The sequence below is a fragment of the Rhodospirillales bacterium genome, from assembly GCA_023898785.1.
Classification (GTDB): domain Bacteria; phylum Pseudomonadota; class Alphaproteobacteria; order Micavibrionales; family Micavibrionaceae; genus TMED27.
Map to the genome: position 1 here is coordinate 2212001 of CP060239.1, position 23379 is coordinate 2235379.

The following is a 23379-nucleotide window of genomic DNA, read 5'->3' on the forward strand; positions in this document are numbered from 1 at the left end:
GTTATAAAACCATGAGGAAACCATTATGATCAAAGCGCTGTGGTTTGCCATTAAAGTCGGTGTTTTGATTGCGCTTAGTGTCTGGATTGCTGAGCGTCCGGGGAGTGTGCGCATCGAGTGGATGGAATATACTTTCACTATCCAAATGGGTTTCTTTTTATTGGTTGCGTTGGTTTTTGTGCTGCTGACGTTGTTTATCTATCAAGTGCTTAAAACTTTTGTCGGTTTTCCTTCCAGTTTGCGGCGTTACAACGAAGTTAAGGCACGGGAGAAAGGTTATCGTGCTTTAACGAGGGGGCTGACCGCTGTTGCTGCCGGGGATAAGAAGGCTGCGGCTTTGTATTCTAAGAAGGCATCGAAATTGCTAGAGGGGGATACGGGGTTGCCTTTATTATTAGAGGCGCAAGCCGCGCGTCTTGATGGTCGTGAAGAAGATGCGGCGCAGAGTTTTGTGGCTCTCTTGGAAGATAAGGATGCTTCGTTTTTGGGGGTGCGGGGATTGTTGCAAACAGCTCTGGGTAGCGGTGATGATGAGGGTGCTTTGGCACTGGCGGAAAAGGCGCTGGATTTGCATCCGCATCAAGGGTGGATTTTAAAGATCGTTTACGATTTGCAAATTCGTCAGCGGCTTTGGACAAAGGCAGAAAAGATGCTGGCCAGAGTTGAAAATGCTGGTGTTATGGCGCCGGAAGTGGTGCGAAGCGACCGGCTGGCGCTTTATCTGGCGCAGGCGGAAAAAGATCTGGCCGATGGTTATTCTTCCGATGCGTTGTATTTAATCAAAAAAGCTCAGAAATTATCGCCTGATTTTGCGCCTGCAACTATTTCTTTGGCCGAATTTCACATGCGTGAAGGGCATCCGCGCAAGGCTCAGAATGCGGTGCTAAAGGCTTGGAAAACGGCGCCGCATGAGGCGTTGGCTTTGTATTGGATGACATTAAAAGATGATGAAAATGTACCAGATGCGCTGGCGCGTTTACGCCATCTTGAAAGGCTTTTGAAGATGTGCGGCGAAAGTGCGCGGGTCCAGCTGATGGCCGGGCAGATTGCGATAGAGGCGGGGCTTTGGGGGGAAGCGCGGGCGTTTTTGCAGGAGGCTGAGAAGTTGGGGGCAACGACATCGCTCTATAAGGCGTTTGCAATGCTGGAAGAGCGATCTTCGCGTAATGAAGTGGCGATTAAGGAGCATCTTTCCCGGGCGGCTGGTGCTATGGCTGATAAGGTTTGGGTGTGCCGGGAGACAGGTAATATTTATGAGCGCTGGAGCCCGGTTGCGCAGCCGCATGGATCGTTTAATACGATTATTTGGGATATACCGCATGCGCATTATGGACCGGCCCGGTTACTCAATGACAAGGCGCATATGAGCGAAGCTTTGATTGAAGCGCCTGATATTGACGCGGCCTAGAGTTTGATTCTTCCTTTTTTCATTCCTATCAGCAGGCTGATGCCGGCTAAATAGCCACCGAGATGGGCTTGCCAGGCGACGCTTTGGCCTATCAACAGGCCCGGAATGATGATCAGGAGCGCCCAAAATGCAAGGATTGGCCAAGGGCCGTGTTTGCTAAAGCGCTTAGCTAGTGGGTTGCCGGTTTGTGTCATAGAGATGTAAATTACCGCGGCGAAGAGGCCGCTGATGCCGCCGGATGCTCCGATGACCGGGAGGGTTGAGAAGGGGCTGAGTATAAAATACAGCGCTGCCCCTGCTAAAATGCATAGTGTGAAAAATATGGCTGTGGTGCGCGCGCCGAAGATTTTTTCGAAAAACATGCATAAAACCACTCCCATAACGCTGTTAAAAAACAGATGCATCCAACTGCCGTGGATAAAGGCATGGGTGACGGGACTTATGAAGGCGGTCCATGGCCATGGCGCGCCGTTAGTGTAGTTGGCTGGGACGAAGCCGAAGGTCTGGAAAATTTCATAGCGGTCTGGGGCGCTGATCAGTAGATAGAGTGAGAGCTGAACAATCCAGAATGAGGCGATCAGGGCGCGGGAAAAAGGCGGGATATTGCCGGCTTTGAAAAAAGGCTGTGTATTTGCTTTGTGGGCGGCTTTGCTTTTTTGGCGGTATTGTTTGCGCCAGCGCTGTTCTTCTTCATGTTGCTCGCGGCACATTTTGTCCCGCTCGGCTAAGGAAGGGAATTTGATGATTTTTTTATCGTCAGGGTCTTTATCGCGATTATTGCCATTGCCGTTTGTGCTCATGGTTTTAATATAAGGGCATGGGTGAATGGAACAAAGTAAAAAACCGCCTTTCGGAGAAGGGCGGTTTTAGAGTTTATTGGAGTTGGTTAATTTTTACATGCTCACTGTAATTCTGCGGTTAGCCAAGTCCGGCTTTATAGCCGATGTCGGCGTTTTTCTCGCGATCATATTTGTAGGTTGCTTGCTCGTCGCCTGTTGGTTTCATAAAGGATGGCGGGGTATATTTCGTAACGAACTTGCCTGCCTGAGCCAACATATCGGTTGTTGAGATTTTTGCGTGAGCTATGCCGTGGGCGAGCTTACCCATAACGTTGCTGTAGGCTTCTGCGGCGATTTGTGTGCCCAGAACAACCATTTCGATGATTTTACCGGCTTCAGGGATTTTCCCTTCCATCACAGTGCCAAAAGCTTCAGAGGCCATCAGTTTCACATCGGAAAGTTTTTTCTTGGCGGGTTTTTTACCGCCGCCGCCGCTTTTTCCGGATTTGCCTTTTTCCCCTTCGTCGTCTTTGTCATCTTTGTTGTCATTGATGATTTCGATATCGACGTAGGTAGGGGTTTGGAAAGATACCGGATAGTATTTGAGCTGTTTGGGTTCAAGGTCTTTTCCAGATAGCCCGGCTTTGACTTCAATTTTAATCTTGTCGGGATTACGCCAGTCCAGCACCACACAGTGGCTTTTGTATTCGCCGGGTTGGCGGCAAGAATGAACCAGACGCTTGCCGGGATAAAAAGCCTCGGTGATGCCTGCTTCTTCTAAAAACTGTTTTACATTTACCTGCATGTTATACCACTCCTCTATATTGCCGCAGTTCATTGTATTTTTGGCTTGTTTTGCCAATTCGTTTTTATCGAAATTATGTCTATAATGTACGTAATTCGTTAAAAAAGATTTAATATATTTAAACATATTGAAAAAGGGCAAAGAATCTTTGTTTTTGCGCCTTTTAAAGCTTTTCTGTTATACTTACCGGAGGAGTAATCTGGGACGGTTTTTTATGATTCGCAGGTTTTTTATGATTCGCAGGTTTTTTATTTTGAGTATTGTTTTTCTCGGCGTGGGATTCGGTCCGGCATTGGCGCAGGAGTTATTTTTGCGTAAAGATGATGGTTCGGCAAAAGATGGGAAACCCACATTGTATATGAAGCCCAGAGAGAGCGGGTTTACTGACCAGACAGAGCATTTTGCTGTGAAATATAAGGACAAGTTGAAGCTTCAGCAGCAAAAAGGCAACACCAAGGTTCTTATCAGTTCGTTTGAGGAAATGCAGGAGCTTGGGTTTAAACCGCGCAATGCGAAAGAAATAGACGCCTATGGGCGTATGCACCGGGCGCTTTCACAGAATATAATGTATAAGCGGCGTGAAGCTTTGATTGCGCATTTGGAGAAGCAAGAACGGGAGGTTGAAGCGATGCTTGCTCGCCGGGATGCCGGAGCTTTGAAGGTTGACGATCAGAAAGATAGTGCAACAGTTTCTAAAGAGACGTCTGAGGATGCTCAGGGCGGGCATGATACTCAAACGACGAAAATCCTAAAAAAGCCGAGGGTTTATGTTAAGAAAACCGCCGATGAGAAAGCACGGCCGACTAAGGTTTTTAAGGATTATTAGACCTCATTTTACATGAGAGTCTTTTGAATAAAGCAGTCTCTTGATGGGCTGCTTTTTTATTTCTTGTGTGCTAAAAATTTTGTTTATGGATGTTTTTGCAGAATTTGCTGTTCAGAATTGGGCGGTGTTAATTGGTGGTTTGGTTGTTCTTGGTGCACTGGCCGGTTTTTTGGCAGGTTTACTTGGGATTGGCGGTGGTATTGTTTTAGTGCCGGGTCTGTTATTTATATTTTCTGCTTTGGGGCTTGCTTCCGAGAGTTTGATCCATGTTTGTGTGGGAACGTCTTTGGCTCTTATTGTTCCTAATGGTTTGATGTCTTCGCGGGCGCATTGGCAAAAAGGCGCTGTTGATTTTTCTTTGGTTAAGCCTATCGGTGTGGGTGTTTTGGTTGGCGTGGTCATCGGCACTTTGATTGCAGATCGCCTTGAGGGAGTGCAGTTACAGCAGGTATTTTCTGTTGTAATTGTTTGTCTGGCGGCGGTTATGGCGATAAATCCGGCGCGTTTTCACTTTTTTAAAACGATGCCGCCCCAACCCTGGCCCTCTATTGCCGGTAGTTTTATCGGAGCGATTTCATCTTTGATAGGGATTGGCGGCGCTACTCTCAGTGTGCCGTTTATGAGCCTGTGTGGTGTGGATATGCGCCGTGCAATTGGTTCAGCGGCGGCATTGGGCGTTGTGATTGCCGTGCCGGGTACGTTCGGTTTTATCCTGACCGGTTTGGGAGAACCGGGACGGCCGCCGTTTTCGATTGGCTATGTGAATATGTTGGCCTGGATTACGATTTTGCCAAGCTCTTTGTTGGCTGTGCGCGCCGGGGTGTGGGCAGCGCATAAATTGCCGTTAGAGGTGATGCGTAGGGTTTTTGCCGGATTTTTAGTGCTGGTGGCGTTGAAGATGGGACTGGGGTTATGAGCGCAGTCATAACCCATAGTGATACAGGGGTTATCCACCGACTTATGCGTGTTGATACCCGTTATTTTCAGGGAGGTATGTTGTGTCTTGCGATTTTGATTTATGGCGCGTGGGGATCTCCAACGCCAGATTCGCCGGGGTGGCTTGAGCTGCTTATTGCTGCGTTGCTGGCTGCCAGTGTAGGAATTTCCGGTCTTATGGGCGCTTTTATATTTAGAACAAAAGATCCGAGGTGGAAGCAGACGGGGCAAATCTTGTTGATCTTTGGTTTGAGTGTGCCATTGCTTGGTGGCTTGTGGGGCGGGTATGAACGTGGATTTATAATTCGGGATCTTGCCGCTTTTGGTTTTATGGTTTTGCCGGTGTTTTTATGGCCTTTAATACAGGTACAAGCGAATATGGCGCGGCCTTTTGTTTATGCTGCTGCGGCGTTAGGAATTTTGTTTGCTTTGCGGGCGAGTTTTGATGTGCCGAGTTTGGCTGTTGGGGAAGAACTATTCTACCTGGCGAATATGCCAAGTGTTTTGTTTGCCGCTGTGTTTTTGGGTGGAACGGCTATGCAGATTTTTGTTCGTGATTGTACTTTGCGCGCCGTTTTGGTGGCGTTTGCACTGTTGGCGTTTGTGGGGGTGAGTTTATGGTCGATGATTGAAATGCAGCAGCGCGCCAGTCTTGGAGTGTTTGTTCTTAGTATAGTTTGTGTTTATGGCTTATGTCTTTGGCGTAATGCGCGACGGAGTTTTGTTCTTGTCTGTTTTTTGGTCATTTTGGTTGTTTTTCTTTGGCCTGAGGTCGGTAACGTGCTTAACGATATGGAGAGGAAAACTGCGTTGGTTGGTGGAAATATGCGCGTCGAAGAATGGCGCGCAGTGTGGGAGGAAATTTCCATTCATCCGCTGAGTTTGTTTTTTGGACAGGGATGGGGTGCGACATTTTCATCTCCAGCAGTGGCCGATATTAGGGTGAATTATACACATGGGCTGCTTTCTAGCCTGTTGTTTAAAACCGGTTTGGTCGGTTTTTCCCTGGGGGGTGTTTACTTGTTGGCTTTGGCGCGTACGGGTCTACGGTTATTTGCTCATGCACCTGTTTTGGCGCTGGCGCTCGCCGGGCCGATTTTGATTGATGTGTTTTTATATGCCAGCTTTAAATCGCTGGATTTTGGTCTTATGTTGGCGTTGGTTGTTTCTTGTTGTTTTTACGGGGATGGAAAGGTGTGCGGCGTTGAAACTGATGCAGACGTGTTGTATTCAGGTAAGGTTATCAAGGGATAAATATATATATTTTTCAGGAGTGATCTGAGCATCCATGCGCAGGCCGTCTATTCTTTTTTTGAACCGAGTGTACCCGCCGGTGCGGGGGGCTTCTGGCCGGGTTTTGCGGGATCTGGCGCGTAGTTTTGCGCGTGAGGGGTGGCAGGTTACGGTGATTACTACGGGTCCGAAAGCCATGAGCGAGCGCGATGGGGCTGTGCGTGTTGTTCGTGTGAAGGGGGCGGAAAAGCCCGGGGGTGCGTTTGGGTATATCTGGATTTGGATGAAGTTATTGTGGGTAGCGTTGCGTTTGCCGAAGACGCACTTAGTCGTGACGCTCACTGATCCGCCATTCTTGGCGATTGTTGGGCGAATTCTGCAGTTTTTCAAAAGGAGCCATCATATTCACTGGTGTCAGGATTTGTATCCGGATGTATTTTCGGCACTGGGGGTAAAGTTTCCTGAGTTCATAATGCGTTTTTTGAAGAACCGGGTACGCGCGGCCATGAAGCGGGCTGATAAAGTTATTGTGATTGGCCGGTGCATGGCAAGGCATTTGAACTATGATGGGTTTGATCCGAAGCAAATTACGGTGATTCCCAACTGGGTAGATTCTGAATTGGTGCAGCCTTTGCAGGATGATGATTGCGAACCTGTATATGTTACTACTCCGGAAAGCTATCGCAGTTATGAAGAGCAGCGAAAACATGGGCCAAAGTTTCGCGTTCTTTATGCAGGGAATATTGGTCGTGCGCATCCGGTTGAGACGATTTTGAAGGCGGCGGAAATTTTGAATGAAACCAATCCTGATGTGGAGTTTGTTTTTGTCGGGGACGGGCCGCGCCATGAGATAATTAACCGTAAGCGTATACTTATGCATTTGGAGAATATTCGTTTATTGCCGTATCAACCTGTGAGCCGTTTGAAAGATTTGATGGAAAGTGGTGATGTGCATTTGATCTCTATGGATGGGCAGGCTGGGGGATTGCTTGTTCCGGTGAAATTGTATTCGGCGTTGGCGGCACATAGGCCGTGTGTGTTTATCGGGCCGGCTCATTCGGAAGCGGCAAAAGTTATTGAGGACTTTAAGGCTGGGGTGGTTTGCGCTCCCGGCGATGTACAAGGGCTTGCCGAACATATTCGACGCTATCGGGAAAATAGTGATAAATGGTTTTCAGATTTTGAAGGGGCCAAGGCTGCATCTGAGGTTTTTGTGCCTAAAGAATCCATTAATGCCTGGATTGAAAGGGCCTGGGCTGTGGTTGATCAGGATGTTCATGTATGAGTCAAGACAGGTACGATAGTGAAGTGACACCAAGCAACCGTGAACAAACACTGGGTGAGTTTATGCGTGAAGTTTGGTCCGGGCGTGTTTTTGTTTTCGGCGGGCTTATGATTGGTTTAGTGCTCGCCTTTGTGATGATGAGCAGTGCTGTTCCACATTTTCGGGCAGAAATGATTCTTGCTCCGGCCAGTCCGATGAATATGGCGGCTTCGCCGGTCAACTATGCCGGGGGCGCATTAGAGCAAAATAGTGAGGTTATGAGTTTTACGCGTTTTGAGGTGAGCTTTAAAGGTGTGCCGCCTGCAGCGCTGTTGTTGCGTGATCCGGAAATTACCGATGGGCTGGCGCGTGATAAGGCTTTTTCTTTTTCAAGGCCTGAGCAGGGCTGGAGCGCTGAAAAACTGGCGGAATATATTGCGCGCCGGGTTGAGGTCGATCCTGTGGGAGAAACGTCTTTGCGGGCTTTACGGTATTTGCATCCGGATAAAGAGTTTGCGGCGCTGTTTTTACAGCGGCTGCATAATATTACCGATGGTCTTATTCGTCATGGTATTCGCCGCGAGGTGAATGAGCGCATTACATATTTGAACAAAGCGATTGCTGAAAACATGAATCCGGAGCATCGACGCGCTTTGACTGCGTTGTTGATGGAACAAGAGCGCTTGAAGATGCTGGTGTCGATTGATCAGCCTTATGCGGCGAGTATCGTGGTGCCTGCTTCGGTTTCTGTGAAGGCGCGTTGGCCGGACGGGTCGTTGATTTATTCGGGTTTTGCATTTGTTGGCGCTTTGCTTGGTTTTGTGGTGTTTAGTGCGCGCGGGGTTTGCCGTGAGGATATATTTGCTGTGTTTCCGGGAGGGAAGGTTAAACAGCAGGAATGGTTTTTCCCTGAGAGCGGGAATAATAATGAGAAACCATCTTTTGCGGCCGGGCGACGGCCATTAACAGGAAAGAAACGAGATCAGGATCCTGATGAGGATTCTGATCTTCCCTCCGAGGCGGCGGAGTAGGAGGCGTGTATGGGAAACCCTCCTGTTAGCGTTATTATTACTACCAAAAATGAAGAGCGCCGTATTGGCGCATGTTTAGAGGTGCTTTCGCGTTTTGATGATGTCTGGGTTGTGGATTCTGATAGCAGCGATCAAACGCAGCAGATTGCGCGCAAGGCCGGAGCGAGGATTAAGAATTATGTCTGGGACGGATGTTATCCAAAAAAGCGCCAATGGTGTCTGGAGAATTTGGCGCTTAAATATGAGTGGGTGTTTTTCGTAGACGCGGATGAAATTGTGCCGCGCGGGCTGGTTGATGAAATTGCCGGGCTTGATTGGTGCGCGGCCGGATATTTTGTGAAGGGACTTTATGAGTTTGAGGGGAGGTTTCTTCACCACGGGCTTTGTAATAACAAGCTGGCCCTGCTGGATCGGCGCAAGGTTGAATTTCCGGTTGTTGACGATCTGGATATTGAGGGAATGGGTGAGATAGAGGGGCATTATCAACCTGTGCTTAAGAATGGGTTTGAGAATGAAGATATTGGGCAGACCGAAACGCCTTTGTTGCATTATGCCTATGATGATTTGCAAAGTTGGGAGGAACGTCACCATCGTTATGCGCGCTGGGAGGCGGGGATGAATGCGAAGGGTGCGTGGCCTGTGGATCCGCGCCCGGTGCGTCAATTCGCCAAGGAAGCGTTTCGCAACGTCCCGTTTCGCGGCGTAGTTGCGTTTGTACATTGTTATATTTTTAAGCTTGGTTTTCTGGATGGGGCGGCGGGGTATCGTTTCGCGCGGTCGCGGGCGCGTTATTATCGGATGATTTCAGATGCCAGTAAAGCGATGGTACAACCCTGCGCAGAGTCCAAAGAGCAGCCTGGGCGCTTGTAATTATTCTATTTTGGACGGGGCCAGTGAGCTGTAAATCTTTTCGGATTTGATATTGTTCGCGTCGGCCCAATACTGCGTTCGTCTGCGAAACGCCGCCGCTTTCGAAAATGCAGATGGGGAAGGGGCAATACAATATATTGCCGTGGTCTTTTAAAAACCGTGCACTGAGATCGTAATCTGCGGCGATTTTATAACGCAGGTCATAGCGCATATCGCCGAGGGCTTTGCGGTTATAGAGCATGGCTTGATGATGGGTGAACATACCGCTGCGTAAATCAGCTGTGCGTGCGGGCTTGTAAGCGCCGTCTTCAAGAGAATCTCCATAAATGAAGTCGGGGTGATTGTGAGCTGCCTTTTTGATGTTTTGGAGCGTTTCGGGCGCGGCGAGGGCGTCTCCGGCGTTTAGGAAGAGTAAATATTTTCCGCTGGCGCGCTCTACCCCTTTATTCATGGCGTCATAGATGCCGCAGTCCGGCCTGCTGGCCCATTTTGCGTCGGTGGTTTTTAGATATTGCGGGGTTTCATCTGTTGAAGCGCCGTCAATCACAATCCATTCGAAATCATCGCAGTTTTGGTCCTGGAGAGATTTATGCGTGGTCTTTAGCCCTGCGATGTTGTTGAGCGTGACGGTTATAATGGAAAAAAATGCTGCTTTTTCAGGGGCTTTGCTCATCTTATTTTGAATTTTAACAGAATATTAAGGATTTGGAAGCATTATAGGGGTGCGGAAAAGGCCTTAAAAATGGGCAGTGAATTTAAGTGCTAAACGCAATAATATGAGAGGGTGTAATTGAATGGCCGAAAGGGCGATAGATACTGGTATAGCCAAGGCTCTGGCACAGCAATTCCTCAAGAGATTGGTGGATGATTTTAAGTTCGGCTCCGATGTGGATACGATGGAGCAGGTTGTGAACGGTTTGTTACCGCGCGATGATAAAGGGAAGCCTAAATTTGACGATGCGTCGCGTGCGCAGGCCGCCAAGACGCTGATTACCGGATTAAACGCGCTTTATAAGAAAAGTGATGTCGATAGCCGTGTTCAGGGGGCTATTGAGAACATCTTTAAAGATGCCCGTTTAAAAACCGCGCATGATCTGGCCACGCAGTTGAAGGACCAGATGCGAACGCAGGAATTTTTGGCGCTGTTGAAGAATGACGATGCGGATTTCGGTTTTTATTTTAATGACAGGCAGATCAAAGCTATTAAGCACAATTTGAACCTTATATCGCCGGGGCAAAATGGTGGGCCGGGGTTAGGCGATATGATAGCTAACTTTTTGGGTTTGCGCGGTGATCTTGATGGTACGGCAGAGCCAACGGCGCGTAGCGAACTGACCGAAGGATTTCACGCTATGACCAATGGCGGGCAAAACAGCCTGGCCAAGTTTTGGGATAAAGACCGCGCTGGGGATAATAAGGCGTTTAATGTCTGGAACCCACCGAGCGGGGAAGAACAAAAGAAAGCGTTTTTCTCCAAAACCGGGATGATGAATTCCAAAGGAAAGAGTGAATATCAGCATTATGACAGCGATGCCAAGGTTTTTAAAATCAACTTTGAAGACATGATTCTGGCCAAGTGGGAAAAAGACGGCATTGTTAAATTCAATGGGCCTTATGCGCGTGAGCATTTTATTAATTTCGTTCAAAATCAACGTATGAGCGGCGAGTTGGGCGCGCCTCTTTCCGCTGCGCTGGAAAGCAAGGGGCAGATTTCTTTTGCTTCTGGATCTGCGCGGGCTGATTTTGATGAGTTTACGTCCGGTTTGGCCGGGCAAGGTCTGGACAATTATGAAATTGCGGAAGCAATTAAAAAGTACGCAGAAGATTCTACTAATGGTGTGACGCTTCCTAAAGCGGGGCTGCATAAATTTGAGAATGAGTTGCCGGAAACGATCTCGCTGTTTCAGGATGCAAAAAGTCCGGACGAGTTTGCGGATAAGGTTTTGGCTTTTGCGAACTGGTATCCGGGAAGCGGGATTGTGGTGGTCGATCCCAAAGTTGAGCAGGAAACGCCAAGCGTGATGAGGGGCAAGCCTAATGATGCGCCGGCGCACAGTAAGGCTTCTGCTTCGAAAACGCCTGAGGAAAAGCTGGGCGAGATTAAAGTGGTAGCTGGCCAGATCACAACGCCATCTGCAAGCCCGGAACCTCCGGCGGCTGTGCCTGTAATATCTTCTCCCGGCGTTCAGCCCAGTTAATTTGTTATTTAATTGCTGTCGGCAACATCATCAATAAAGATGGCGGTCACAGCTAGATTCGAAAGGATTTGGCTGACATCTTTTGCGCTTTGGATGAAGTCAAAGGGTTTGGGGTCGCGCGGTACGACAATGGTGGAGCCGGGCGGGATCATCACCGGGTTATAGTTCCATGAAGAAACCTGTAGCGGCTGGGCTGCGCCGTCAGGATAAATGACGAAGGTGCGGTCTTTGTCGGCGTGGAAGGTGAAGCCGCCCGCTTCATGGATGTAATCGAGCGAGGCTTTGCGCTCGCGGAATTGCAGGGAGGCCGGGGAGAGGACTTCGCCGCTGACACGCACGGTTAGATTACGCCGCGGGATATAGAGGCGGTCGCCGGATTCCAGGAGGAGATCCAGTTCGGGGCTGATGGATAATTGCGCGGGGTCGGCCTCAACCGTGATACGTCCGACGCCTTGGGCGCTGCGGAGTTCAGTCGCCAGTGCACGGGCTTCAGCGATTTTACCGGCATTGGTTTTGGTATCATCAGCCTCAAGGGCTGCGCCGATAGCGAGTTCAACCTCACGAGCCTGATTTTGAAAACGCATTTCTTCGGCGCGGCGTTCGGAAGCGCGGGAGAAGATTGCGCCGTATGGGTAGGCTTGATCGGTGAGGCCGCCCGCGCGGGCCAGAAGGTCGGAGATTTTATCACCGGGGACAAGGTCGTAGCGTCCGGGGTTATGGACTTCGCCCATGACAAGCACGGAGTTGTCCTTGATCTTATTGAATTTCTGGTTTGCGCGTACGGAATCTCCGGTGCCGATGATAACGTCTTCAGGATTTGTTTCGTGCAAATTTATACGTGTGCGGGTTTCGCTGGGGCCGTTATGGGCGGAGGTGACTTCGATGTTGGACCGGTCGGCTTCGAGTGCAAGGCCGCCTGCGACGGCCAAGACGCTGTCGAGGGTGATGCCTTCAGAGACGGGGTAAGTGCCTTCAGAACGCACGGCGCCGCGGACAAAGGCGGATCGTTCGCGTAGATATGCGGTGAGTGTTTCGTCATTGCGCAGTGTATCTGCATCGGGTTCTTCTTCCTGTGTAAGCGAGCCTTCTGCAACGATACGACCTGTATTGTCTTGAGGGGTGTTCAAAGATCGAATTTGGGCGTTGGAAAAGAGATGGACAATATCGCCGTCTTGCAGTTTGCGATCATATTCGCCTTTAAGGACGAGGCGCAGCGGAAAGTCGAACAGGCGGCTCGTGAGCTGGTCGGTGTCCCAGCGCTCAATTACGCCGATGAGGGGATAGATGTCGCCACCCAAAATATCCTCGTTGGGCAGGAGTTTGCTCAGTGTTGGATTCTCGTTTAAGGCGTGGAGGCCGGGGCGGCGTGTATGACCGAGAAGCTCAATGGTTCCGGCGCGCTTTTCGCTGCCTTTGGAGATCATGAGAATAGAGCCGTCGCTGAAGGTCGGTTTGAAAGGATCTTCTATATCTTCCACGATTTCCTGACCATCGGGGGTGACACCGAGCTTGATAAAACGGTTTTTGCCCGGGGCGAGGACGCCGCCGCTAAGCTCAAGCATTTCATTGAGGGTGAGGCGTTCGCTGCGTTTTTCCGGCTGGTGGTGCATGCCACGCACGGTTGGCAGGATTTCATAGATCCCGGGACGTTTAACCTCACCGGAGATGGCCAGCGTTGGGCCGATGGAGGGAATAATGATGCGGTCGCCATCGCGCAATTGTATATCGATATGGGTGGAGCCATAGAGCAGCAGGGCGTAGAGGTCAATCTGTGTTGAGCGGCCGTCACGCACGAGTTTGATCTGCCGCAAGCTTCCGGTTTTTTCGATGCCACCTGCTTCCATCAATGCGTCGAGAATGGTGTGGAAGACGGTCAGGGTCCGGCGCCCTGGTTTTTTTACGTGACCTACAACCAGCACACTAATTTGGCGGACGCTGGCCAGTGAAACATAGGGTTTGGTGTTGTGGAGGTTTCCGGCTGCGGCTTCGATGGAGATTCGGACTTGACCGATTGAGCGTCCGGCGGCTGGAATCGGTGGGAAATCCGGGATGATGAGCAGGCCTTGTGAGTTTACGTTGTAGGTTCCGCGATCGGTGCGCTGGCCCGTGAAGAAGATTTCGAGTTCATCGCCGCCAGCGAGTATAAAATCATCTTGCACTGCACCGGAAGGGATTGAAGGTGCCGATTTAGCCGCGTTTTCAAGAACACCGCGCAGGTTACTATTTGGGACACCGAATAAATCATAGCCAAACTGATTCAAATTATCGATGATACGCTCGGAATACATATTTTCGAGGGCGGAAAGGACTGTTTGCGTTTGTGAAGGGAGAGGTGGTCTCGGTTCTGGGAGGCGTTGGGATAGTGGGTTGTACGGTTGTTGTGCGCGTCTATTTGCGTGTTTTTGCAGGGCTGACGGGCTGTATTCATAGCTGGTGTCATTTGCGCTCAATTCTTGAAGGGGCCGGGTCTGGAGCTGTTTAAAATTTTGATATTGCCGGATGCGACTTTGTGCGTCCGTGTTATCAACGCTCCATGGGGCGACGACGGCCTGAGCGTTTTGGGCAGGCGCACTTACGGTCAGGCTAAATATTGTTAAGCCAAATAACGTGATGCCTAAGATGATATGTGCCTGAAAGGACATGAGCCAAGAATATGCCCGTAAGAAATTGAATCTATTCAACCTTTGTAAGTATACGCATACATATGCAGTCTTGTGAATTCCTTTCATAGGGCTATCCCCTTAAAGTTGGCATTTAGGCTCGGTGACGCTATACAGGAGGTATGAGTATTTATATGATCAAGCTGGTTGTGGGCGTGGAGAGCCTTGAGGGTTTTGTAAAAAATTGTTTTTAGTGCTGGTTATTTAGCGTTTTTTTCGCTGTTTTTTGTATTTTTCAGCGTTTTCCAAAATTGCATAGGCTACGGATGTGACGTAGCTGTTGATGCGGCGATAATCGCGGATGATGTCCAGATGTAGCGAACTGGTGGCGATGGTTTCAGGCAATCCTGAACGCAAGCGTTCAAAATGCAGGGCTGAACTTGATTTGGCAGCATCGCTGACGATCCGTTTTTGTTCAATTAAATTTCGGGCCAGACTAGGGTCTTCTGACAAAAAGATTGTTTGAGCCATGCGCATATTTTCAACAACACTGCGGTGAAAGTCCTTAATCTCGGCCCATCCTTTATCGGAAAAACGTTCTTTTTTCTTTATTTTCTTCTTAGCCAGTTCCATCAGGCTGTTGTCGATAATGTCGCCGATATGTTCCAAGTTAGTGGCAAAGGTAATGATTTGAAGGTAGCGATCTGATTCTTTGGGGTCGAGGGCTTCTTGCGTCAGCTTTGTCATGTAAAGTTTAATCTCGTAGTATAGGCGATCGATAGTATTGTCTTCTTCGCTGATTGCTTTGGCTAGTGTGGTATCGTTTTGCTTGAAGGCTTCAATGGTTTTTTCCAGCATATCTTGGACCATTTCCGCCATCCTTAATGTTTCGCGTGCGGCGCCGGCCAGGGCGACGACCGGAGTGGTTAGCGCCTTATTATCAAGATAAAGCGGGGTATAAGCTTTTGGTGGCAGAGATGTTTTTTCAGGAAGAAGCTTCTCGCACAGTCTGGCAATCCATTGCACGTTTGGTAAGAAAAGAAATGCCAGCACGAGATTAAATCCCATATGCAGATTGATGAGATCGCGGGCTGTATCGAGACTCATAATTTCAACAACTCCCAGAGCTGTGTCCATAAAGAAAAAGGTCAGCGCCAGTATAGCGGTGCGCATGATAATGTTTCCAAATGTTATGCGTCGGGCGATAACTCCATCTTTATAGGTGGCTATAAAGGGAATAAAGCCTCCACCGAGATTTGCTCCCAGTACCAGCAGCGCTCCAAGCTCTAAGTCTATGATGTTGTTGCTGGCCAATGAGGCGAACAAGAGGACTGCGGCCAGTGAGGAGTGCATGACCCATGTCAATATGGCGGAAAATAGAATTGCAGTGATTGGATCAAATTCAAGGGGGGCTAAAATTAGGGGCAATGTGCCTGAGTGTGTTAGTGGGGCAGATGCCTGTTTGATCAGAGTCAGTGCGAGCAGCATGAGCCCCAGTCCAATCACAATACGAAAAATGTGGCGTTTGCGCCCGCCATGTTCATGCATAATGTGTCCGGAAACGCCTAAAATCAGAAGAGCCGGGGACAACCAAGATAAGTTAAGGGTTAGGATTTGAGCTACGAGCGTTGTGGCAATGTCCGCGCCGATAAGAACAGCGAGTGCGGCAGTCAGTGGAATGGTGCTTTTTTTGACAAAGGAGATAAGGAGCAGGGCTGTTGCCGTTGAGCTTTGCAAGAGGGATGTTACACCAATACCGGAAGCGCAGGCGTAAAAGCGATTTCGTGTGCTGTATAACAAGGCTCGATGAAGCGATGTGCCGTAGGCGCGCACAAAGCCGAGCTTGACCATACGTGTGCCCCAAAGCAACAAGCAAACAGCACCTGCAATGTGAAGAAGAATTAGAGATACGGGAATGGGATGACTCCTTAAAGTTTTTTATTTGAGCGTCATGGAATATCCAGCGTTAGCGCGAAGGCGTTTGTCTAGTGTAGCGTGTGTAGAAATAAAATCCATTATTATATAATTGTTTGGGAGTATGTGTTTTATTTGCCCCTATCTTGTTTAAACTCTTAATATTTTGTTGTTGGAAGGTAAGTGCAGGGGTGTTTTTTGTTGTTTTTTCGGGGTGGACTTAAAAAAATTAAAAAAAGATGAAAAAAAGGTTTGACGGGCGGGAGCGAGATGCGTATATATCCCTCCACGCCTCGAGACGGGGGAGCCTGAAGCGCGGCGTGAAGCACTAAAAATCATAGATTTTTGATTGCTGAGTTGACGATCTGATTATGGCGGATTATAAGAGGATCATCGCTTGAAAAGTTCAGAGACGAATAACAAGAAGTTCTAAGGCTTCTTTTTATTCGGTTTTGTGCCGGATAGGTTCTTGAACATCGTGAATAGGAAAGAAGGAATACGCAGGCAGCAGTGCTTTGGCCTCATTTGTGAGGTGTGTATTGAATGCACTTAAATAAAGAAGACTGTTGTTTAATTTAAGCGTATGTCTTTCATGACGCACGTGATCATTTATATGATCACAAACAGTTTGGTTAGAGTGTACAAGCTTTAACCAAGCAGCAAATTAAGCAGGTCTTTGAAGAAGTCGTCGTCTTTATGATGACGCATTACTTCAATACCAAAAATTCTTTTGGGCATTGATGGATTCAAACTTAAGAGTTTGATCCTGGCTCAGAACGAACGCTGGCGGCAGGCCTAACACATGCAAGTCGAACGGCCCTTCGGGGCAGTGGCGCACGGGTGCGTAACGCGTGGGAATGTACATCTCGGTAAGGAATAACTGCTGGAAACGGTAGCTAATACCTTATAATGACTCCGGTCCAAAGATTTATCGCCGAGGGATCAGCCCGCGTCAGATTAGCTTGTTGGTGAGGTAAAGGCTCACCAAGGCGACGATCTGTAGGGGGTCTGAGAGGATGATCCCCCACACTGGTACTGAGACACGGACCAGACTCCTACGGGAGGCAGCAGTGAGGAATATTGGACAATGGGGGCAACCCTGATCCAGCCATGCCGCGTGAGTGAAGAAGGCCTTAGGGTTGTAAAGCTCTTTCAAGTGTGAAGATAATGACGGTAACACTACAAGAAGCTCCGGCTAAATTCGTGCCAGCAGCCGCGGTAATACGAATGGAGCAAGCGTTGTTCGGAATAACTGGGCTTAAAGCGTATGTAGGCGGACAAGAAAGTCAGAAGTGAAATCCCAGGGCTCAACCCTGGAACTGCTTTTGAAACTCCTTGTCTAGAATACTGGAGAGGTTGGGAGAATTCCTAGTGTAGAGGTGAAATTCGCAGATATTAGGAGGAATACCAGTGGCGTAGGCGCCCAACTGGACAGTTATTGACGCTCAGATACGAAAGCGTGGGGAGCAAACAGGATTAGATACCCTGGTAGTCCACGCCGTAAACGATGTGTGCTAGTTGTCGGGAGTTCAGCTTTCGGTGACGGAGCGAAAGTTTTAAGCACACCGCCTGGGGAGTACGGCCGCAAGGTTAAAACTCAAAGGAATTGACGGGGACCCGCACAAGCGGTGGAGCATGTTGTTTAATTCGAAGCAACGCGAAGAACCTTACCTACACTTAACTATCCTCCTGGGACTTTCAGAGATGATTGTCTTCGGTTCGGCCGGGGAGTGAATAGGTGCTGCATGGCTGTCGTCAGCTCGTGTCGTGAGATGTTGGGTTAAGTCCCGCAACGAGCGCAACCCTTATTGTCTGTTGCCATCATTTAGTTGGGCACTCTGACAAGACTGCCGGTGACAAGCCGGAGGAAGGCGGGGACGACGTCAAGTCATCATGGCCCTTACGTGTAGGGCTACAAACGTGCTACAATGGCTACTACAGTGGGCAGCTACGTCGCGAGGCGATGCTAATCTCTAAAAGTAGTCTCAGTTCGGATTGTTCTCTGCAACTCGAGAGCATGAAGTTGGAATCGCTAGTAATCGTAGATCAGAATGCTACGGTGAATACGTTCCCGGGTCTTGTACACACCGCCCGTCAAGTCATGGGAGTTGGTTCTACCCGAAGGTCGTGTGCTAACTACGGAGGCAGCGAACCACGGTAGGATCAGCGACTGGGACTAAGTCGTAACAAGGTAGCCGTAGGGGAACCTGCGGCTGGATCACCTCCTTTCTAAGGTTGCTATTTGGTGCATCTCTTTCGTGAAACACGGAAGAGCGAGTACTGTTGCCCGCATATTTCTTCTTTCCTTGATAAGAATTACTGGATCGGCCGATTGGGCTTTTATATCGGGCCCGACCTGCGGTTGATCCGTTGGTGAGGGCTTGTAGCTCAGCTGGTTAGAGCGCACGCTTGATAAGCGTGAGGTCGCAAGTTCAAGTCTTGCCAGGCCCACCATTTTTATTCATGAGCGGCGTGATTTTATTCTTGTGTATGTGAAATACGCGGCGTCAAAAATCACTTGCTCCTGAATAAAAAATATTCGTTTTAAAAGGCGAAAAGAGGGCCCTTAGCTCAGCTGGGAGAGCGCCTGATTTGCATTCAGGAGGTCAGCGGTTCGATCCCGCTAGGGTCCACCATTTTTCGTTTAAGCTTTTGTTGAAAGTTTAAATGAGGAATGTGAATTTCTCTAAATAATACGAACAAATCGTTGGTTTGCTTCGTCGTTCTTATACATCGTAAATAGGTTTGAAAATTAGTCATTGGGACAAAAATCTCCCCAAGAGTTTTTGTCTACTTAAACAATGACTGATGAAATGACATCATTTTGATGTTCGCGGGCTTGTCCCGTGGATGTTTAAATGATCGTTTGTATCACCGCTTGTAGGGTGAGGGGCTTTTCATAGGGCTCTTTGCTTAATGGTGATATGAACTCCAATGTCTGACAAAACTGAGAACTTAATGTTCGGGTGTTCAAAAGGCCCGGACATGTTCATTTCTTTCATTCTTGTTCCAATTTTAGAATGAACGCAGTGTTGAAAAAGTTTGCAAACAAAGCTTTTCGCTTTGTTATGCGGCGGATTTATCCCTGCGCGTGATATGAATTCAAGCGTTTTGAAGGGCATCTGGTGAATGCCTTGGCAATCAGAGGCGATGAAGGACGTGGCAGGCTGCGATAAGCCCCGGTTAGAGGTCAACACTCTTTGACCCGGGGATTTCCGAATGGGGAAACCCACCTCTTTTGAGGTATCTTAACGTGAATACATAGCGTTAAGAGGCAAACCCGGGGAAGTGAAACATCTCAGTACCCGGAGGAAAAGAAATCAACCGAGATTCCGCTAGTAGTGGCGAGCGAACGCGGATCAGCCCAATGGCCTAAAGTTAATAAGTGGAAGTGGATGGAAAGCCACACCAAAGTAGGTGATAGTCCTGTATACGTAAAAATTCTTTAGGTCTTCGAGTAGGACGGGACACGTGAAATCTTGTCTGAATATAGGGGGACCATCCTCTAAGGCTAAATACTCCTGATTGACCGATAGTGAACAAGTACCGTGAGGGAAAGGTGAAAAGAACCCCGATAAGGGGAGTGAAACAGATCTGAAACCGGATGCCTACAAGCAGTCGGAGCACGTTTATCGTGTGACGGCGTACCTTTTGTATAATGGGTCAGCGAGTTAGTCTATCATGCAAGCTTAAGCCGTTAGGTGGAGGCGCAGCGAAAGCGAGTCTTAAATGGGCGACATAGTATGGTGGATTACACCCGAAACCCGGTGATCTAGTCATGGACAGGTTGAAGTTGCGGTAACACGCAATGGAGGACCGAACCCACTACTGTTGAAAAAGTACGGGATGATCTGTGACTAGGGGTGAAAGGCCAATCAAACCGGGTAATAGCTGGTTCTCCGCGAAATCTATTTAGGTAGAGCGTCAGGTTATACACCTTCGGGGGTAGAGCACTGGAAGGGCTAGGGGGGCGCGAGCCTTACCAAACCTTACCAAACTCCGAATACCGAAGAGTGCTTTCCTGGCAGACACACTATGGGTGATAACGTCCGTGGTGAAAAGGGAAACAACCCAGACCTACAGCTAAGGTCCCCAAGTAATAGTTAAGTGCGAAAGCAAGTCGGAAGTCCATGACAACCAGGAGGTTGGCTTAGAAGCAGCCACCCTTTAAAGAAAGCGTAATAGCTCACTGGTCTAAACAAGACTTCTGGCGGCGAAGATGTACCGGGACTCAAACTATTCACCGAAGCTTAGGATGCATACTTTGTATGCGTGGTAGCGGAGCATTCCGTAAGCCTGCGAAGGGTAACCGCGAGGTTGCCTGGAGGTATCGGAAGTGAGAATGCTGACATGAGTAACGAGATGAGTGTGAGAAACACTCACGCCGAAATCCTAAGGGTTCCTACGTAAAGCTAATCTGCGTAGGGTAAGCCGGCCCCTAAGGCGAGGACGAAAGTCGTAGTCGATGGGAACCACGTTAATATTCGTGGGCCAGTGGATGTGTGACGGTGGCCGTAAATCATTCCTTCTTATTGGATTGGAGGGGTGGTGAAGGACATCCAGGAAATAGCCTCCACATTAGACCGTACCCGAAACCGACACAGGTAGGATGGTAGAGAATACCAAGGCGCTTGAGAGAACTATGCTGAAGGAACTCGGCAAATTACATCCGTAACTTCGGGAGAAGGATGCCCCCATTGAAGGCAACTTTGGTGGGGGGGCACAGACCAGGGGGTGGCGACTGTTTATCAAAAACACAGGGCTCTGCGAAGTCGCAAGACGACGTATAGGGTCTGACGCCTGCCCGGTGCCGGAAGGTTAAAAGGAGGAGTGCAAGCTCTGAATTGAAGCCCCGGTAAACGGCGGCCGTAACTATAACGGTCCTAAGGTAGCGAAATTCCTTGTCGGGTAAGTTCCGACCTGCACGAATGGCGTAACGACTTCCCCACTGTCTCCAGCATAGACTCAGTGAAATTGAACTCGAGGTTAAGATGCCTCGTACCCGCGGTCAGACGGAAAGACCCTATGAACCTTTACTATAGCTTTACAGTGGCAATATGACTGTCATGTGTAGCCTAGGTGGGAGACTTTGAAGTGGCGGCGCCAGCTGTCATGGAGTCAACAGGTGAAATACCACCCCTGGCTTTTGTGTTGTCTAACCGCGAACCGTTATCCGGTTCCGGGACCCTGTATGGTGGGTAGTTTGACTGGGGCGGTCGCCTCCCAAATTGTAACGGAGGCGCGCGATGGTGAGCTCAGGACGGTCGGAAATCGTCCATTGAGTGCAATGGCATAAGCTCGCCTTACTGTGAGACTGACAGGTCAAGCAGTGTCGAAAGACGGTCATAGTGATCCGGTGGTTTCCGCATGGAAGGGCCATCGCTCAACGGATAAAAGGTACTCTAGGGATAACAGGCTGATAGCGCCCAAGCGTCCACAGCGACGGCGCTGTTTGGCACCTCGATGTCGGCTCATCTCATCCTGGGGCTGTAGCAGGTCCCAAGGGTATGGCTGTTCGCCATTTAAAGAGGTACGTGAGCTGGGTTCAGAACGTCGTGAGACAGTTCGGTCCCTATCTGCCGTGGGAGTTGGAGTCTTGAGAAGAGCTGCCCTTAGTACGAGAGGACCGGGGTGGACGAATCTCTGGTGTATCTGTTGTCGCGCCAGCGGCACCGCAGAGTAGCTATATTCGGACAGGATAACCGCTGAAAGCATCTAAGCGGGAAGCCCCCTTCAATACCAGGACTCCCTATCAGAGCCGTGGAAGACCACCACGTTGATAGGATGGATGTGGAAGTATGGCAACATATGAAGCTAACCATTACTAATTGCTCGATTGGCTTGAATTTATATCCGCATAGGCTTTGCGCTTATGCTCACGCGCAGCGGTAAATCCGCATTCGTGAAATGAAAGCTTGGTTTTGACGATATTGGATTTTTTCATCAAGTAGGTTTTAATGATCTGGTGGTTATAGCGAGAGTGAAACACTCCATCCCATCCCGAACTGGTCCGTGAAACCTCTTAGCGTCGATGGTACTGCGTCTTAAGGCGTGGGAGAGTAGATCGCTGCCAGATCTTTAAAGTCTATTTGATGTTTTCAAACCTGTTTACATCGAATTCCAAAATGCCGCCTGTTTGGGCGGTTTTTTTGTTGTTTAGAATAATTCTCTCTTGTACTGGTGGTTCATGACTATATCTGTAAAAAGCCAATATCTGTATCATGTAATCGAAAAGCTTTCTTCGGAAAAACATAATGACTTTTTGCGCATTATATTTTTGATTGAGGCGGTCGATTATCACAAACGTAATTTGGATGCTGCGCAGAAACTTGAAGTCACTAGTGGAGGTTGGCAAAGAGGAACTTTGCAACCGCCTGAGGACTGGAAAACAAGTTTAGGAAATATTTCTTCAGAGGAAAAGGCGCATTATTGGTCCTTTATGGTTTCAATTATTGAGCTTGAGGCTTTTTTATCAGCAATAGTGCGGCTATCAGATGTTTCTTATTCTCTTTTAAATAAACAAATGATTGATGCAGCTCTTTCGTTAGGAAGAATTAAACCAAATGAGGCTGGATGGGTTGGAAATATCAGGGGGTATTGTGAAAACAAGAAAAAAGAGAAGTTTAAGTTTCTGCAAAATAATCCCTATAACCAGATTCTGGAGGACTCATGGAAGGATTGGTTGGAATATACAACAAATTTAAGAAATTTGGTTACTCATACAGTACCATTAGGGGGGAGAACGTGGTCAAGTTGTACAGTGCCATGTGATGGTCAGGTATTTAGTGCGCTTATTATACCTAAGGAATTTGAAATTAAGAAAAAAGATTTAGATATAGATAAAATTTTTTGTTTGAATGGCTTTCCAGATGAAATGCAGGAAGTCTTCACTGAAACAAATTCAAAAATATATAGTGATAAAATTCATAAAAAAGCACATGAATTGGTTGAAAAACTGCTTATTGAAGCTCAATGATCCGATGGGGTATAGTGGGAGTGAAACGCCCCATCCCATTCCGATCTGCCTACTACGCTAAAGCTACGGCAGGACAAGACTGGGCCCCCGCTATGCCCTTCGGGCTTTGCAGGGCAGGTGTGAAACTTTTCAATGTCGTGCGGAACAGGGTCAGTGAATATTCGTAGAAATCCCGTAAATCTGGTTTGAGAACCGGGTTTTTGGGGCCGTGCATGACCAGATAGTTTTGGGCAACGGCTTTTTGGATGGCGAGTTTGACAGGGGCGGGGATTGAGCCGTCCGCTCTTACAAGGCCATAGGGTTGATATGCGCCGATTGTGCTCGCGCAAACTCTTGGGTAGTGGCCGTGCGCGGCCATCATTAAATCGCCCGCGGCGGCGTCACAGCCGGGTTTTGTGAGTATGAACAGGTTGAGCATCGCGTTGGCGGTGTTTTCGTCCATACCGACTGTAAATTTTTTCACTCTCGATTTTTCCGGTCCTGTCAGCATTTTTGTCTCTTATATAATTGATTATTGGCAGAGCGTAGCAGAATTTATT

Annotated in this window: 13 protein-coding genes, 2 tRNA genes, 3 rRNA genes and 1 pseudogene; 14 read left to right on the forward strand and 5 right to left on the reverse strand. The window is 48.6% G+C overall.

What is annotated here, in order from left to right; genetic code table 11:
- Positions 1-25: 25 nt before the first annotated feature.
- Positions 26-1408 carry a heme biosynthesis protein HemY gene (locus H6859_10950; GenBank protein USO05617.1) on the forward strand — a complete coding sequence of 461 codons (1383 nt, stop codon included), beginning with the start codon at positions 26-28 and terminating at the stop codon, positions 1406-1408.
- Here the strand turns inward: H6859_10950 and H6859_10955 are convergent.
- Both H6859_10955 and H6859_10960 read right to left on the reverse strand, forming a co-directional pair.
- A complete protein-coding gene (locus H6859_10955; GenBank protein USO05618.1) occupies positions 1405-2208 on the reverse strand; it encodes a rhomboid family intramembrane serine protease in 804 nt (267 codons plus the stop codon). The two genes, H6859_10950 and H6859_10955, sit on opposite strands and share 4 nt — an antisense overlap.
- 538 nt (positions 2209-2746) lie before the next feature.
- Positions 2747-2992, reverse strand: a pseudogene (locus tag H6859_10960) (hypothetical protein).
- Positions 2993-3245: 253 nt separating this feature from the next.
- On the opposite strand from H6859_10960, the gene H6859_10965 reads away from it, so the two are divergent.
- From H6859_10965 to H6859_10995, 7 genes are all read left to right on the forward strand, one after another.
- Positions 3246-3818, forward strand: a complete 573-nt coding sequence (locus H6859_10965; protein USO05619.1) for a hypothetical protein — start codon at positions 3246-3248, stop codon at positions 3816-3818.
- An 85-nt stretch (positions 3819-3903) separates the two neighbouring features.
- Positions 3904-4734 carry a sulfite exporter TauE/SafE family protein gene (locus H6859_10970; GenBank protein USO05620.1) on the forward strand — a complete coding sequence of 277 codons (831 nt, stop codon included), beginning with the start codon at positions 3904-3906 and terminating at the stop codon, positions 4732-4734.
- A complete protein-coding gene (locus H6859_10975) occupies positions 4731-6008 on the forward strand; it encodes an O-antigen ligase family protein (GenBank protein ID USO05621.1) in 1278 nt (425 codons plus the stop codon). Before H6859_10970 ends, H6859_10975 begins: the two co-directional genes overlap by 4 nt.
- A 34-nt stretch (positions 6009-6042) precedes the next feature.
- A complete protein-coding gene (locus H6859_10980; GenBank protein ID USO05622.1) occupies positions 6043-7272 on the forward strand; it encodes a glycosyltransferase family 4 protein in 1230 nt (409 codons plus the stop codon).
- Positions 7269-8282 (forward strand): hypothetical protein, encoded by a 1014-nt coding sequence (locus tag H6859_10985; protein ID USO05623.1) that lies wholly within the window; start codon positions 7269-7271, stop codon positions 8280-8282. The genes H6859_10980 and H6859_10985 overlap by 4 nt, the downstream gene beginning before the upstream one ends.
- A 9-nt stretch (positions 8283-8291) precedes the next feature.
- Positions 8292-9152 carry a glycosyltransferase family 2 protein gene (locus H6859_10990; GenBank protein USO05624.1) on the forward strand — a complete coding sequence of 287 codons (861 nt, stop codon included), beginning with the start codon at positions 8292-8294 and terminating at the stop codon, positions 9150-9152.
- Between the two features lie 794 nt (positions 9153-9946).
- The gene (locus H6859_10995; GenBank protein ID USO05625.1) at positions 9947-11350 is read left to right on the forward strand and encodes a hypothetical protein; all 1404 of its coding nucleotides are present in this window, start codon (positions 9947-9949) and stop codon (positions 11348-11350) included.
- An 8-nt stretch (positions 11351-11358) separates the two neighbouring features.
- Here the strand turns inward: H6859_10995 and H6859_11000 are convergent, their stop codons facing one another.
- The gene (locus tag H6859_11000; protein USO05626.1) at positions 11359-13992 is read right to left on the reverse strand and encodes an SLBB domain-containing protein; all 2634 of its coding nucleotides are present in this window, start codon (positions 13990-13992) and stop codon (positions 11359-11361) included.
- Positions 13993-14214: 222 nt separating this feature from the next.
- Positions 14215-15822, reverse strand: a complete 1608-nt coding sequence (locus H6859_11005) for a Na/Pi cotransporter family protein (protein ID USO05627.1) — start codon at positions 15820-15822, stop codon at positions 14215-14217.
- 789 nt (positions 15823-16611) lie between these two features.
- Between H6859_11005 and H6859_11010 the strand changes: the two genes are divergently transcribed.
- The 6 genes from H6859_11010 (at position 16612) to H6859_11035 (ending at position 22840) form a co-directional block, all read left to right on the forward strand.
- Positions 16612-18099 (forward strand): 16S ribosomal RNA (locus tag H6859_11010).
- A gap of 142 nt (positions 18100-18241) precedes the next feature.
- Positions 18242-18318 (forward strand) — tRNA-Ile (locus tag H6859_11015).
- 106 nt (positions 18319-18424) lie between these two features.
- Positions 18425-18500 (forward strand) — tRNA-Ala (locus H6859_11020).
- A gap of 438 nt (positions 18501-18938) precedes the next feature.
- A 23S ribosomal RNA gene (locus H6859_11025) occupies positions 18939-21718 on the forward strand.
- Positions 21719-21825: 107 nt separating this feature from the next.
- Positions 21826-21940, forward strand: a 5S ribosomal RNA gene (gene rrf / locus H6859_11030).
- The 16S, 23S and 5S rRNA genes sit together here with 2 tRNA genes alongside, the layout of an rRNA operon.
- A 111-nt stretch (positions 21941-22051) precedes the next feature.
- Positions 22052-22840, forward strand: coding sequence for a hypothetical protein (locus H6859_11035; protein ID USO05628.1), 789 nt, complete (start codon positions 22052-22054; stop codon positions 22838-22840).
- Positions 22841-22892: 52 nt separating this feature from the next.
- Here H6859_11035 and H6859_11040 read toward each other — a convergent pair whose 3' ends face one another.
- Positions 22893-23330, reverse strand: a complete 438-nt coding sequence (locus H6859_11040) for a hypothetical protein (GenBank protein ID USO05629.1) — start codon at positions 23328-23330, stop codon at positions 22893-22895.
- Positions 23331-23379: the final 49 nt, after the last annotated feature.

Excerpts from the sequence above, each read along its gene's own strand:
- H6859_10950 (USO05617.1), top strand. The coding sequence starts at position 26 with ATGATCAAAGCGCTGTGGTTTGCCATTAAAGTCGGTGTTTTGATTGCG.
- H6859_10955 (USO05618.1), bottom strand. The coding sequence starts at position 2,208 with ATGAGCACAAACGGCAATGGCAATAATCGCGATAAAGACCCTGACGAT.
- H6859_10970 (USO05620.1), top strand. The coding sequence starts at position 3,904 with ATGGATGTTTTTGCAGAATTTGCTGTTCAGAATTGGGCGGTGTTAATT.
- H6859_10975 (USO05621.1), top strand. The coding sequence starts at position 4,731 with ATGAGCGCAGTCATAACCCATAGTGATACAGGGGTTATCCACCGACTT.
- H6859_10980 (USO05622.1), top strand. The coding sequence starts at position 6,043 with ATGCGCAGGCCGTCTATTCTTTTTTTGAACCGAGTGTACCCGCCGGTG.
- H6859_10985 (USO05623.1), top strand. The coding sequence starts at position 7,269 with ATGAGTCAAGACAGGTACGATAGTGAAGTGACACCAAGCAACCGTGAA.
- H6859_10990 (USO05624.1), top strand. The coding sequence starts at position 8,292 with ATGGGAAACCCTCCTGTTAGCGTTATTATTACTACCAAAAATGAAGAG.
- H6859_10995 (USO05625.1), top strand. The coding sequence starts at position 9,947 with ATGGCCGAAAGGGCGATAGATACTGGTATAGCCAAGGCTCTGGCACAG.
- H6859_11000 (USO05626.1), bottom strand. The coding sequence starts at position 13,992 with ATGTCCTTTCAGGCACATATCATCTTAGGCATCACGTTATTTGGCTTA.
- H6859_11035 (USO05628.1), top strand. The coding sequence starts at position 22,052 with ATGACTATATCTGTAAAAAGCCAATATCTGTATCATGTAATCGAAAAG.
- H6859_11040 (USO05629.1), bottom strand. The coding sequence starts at position 23,330 with ATGCTGACAGGACCGGAAAAATCGAGAGTGAAAAAATTTACAGTCGGT.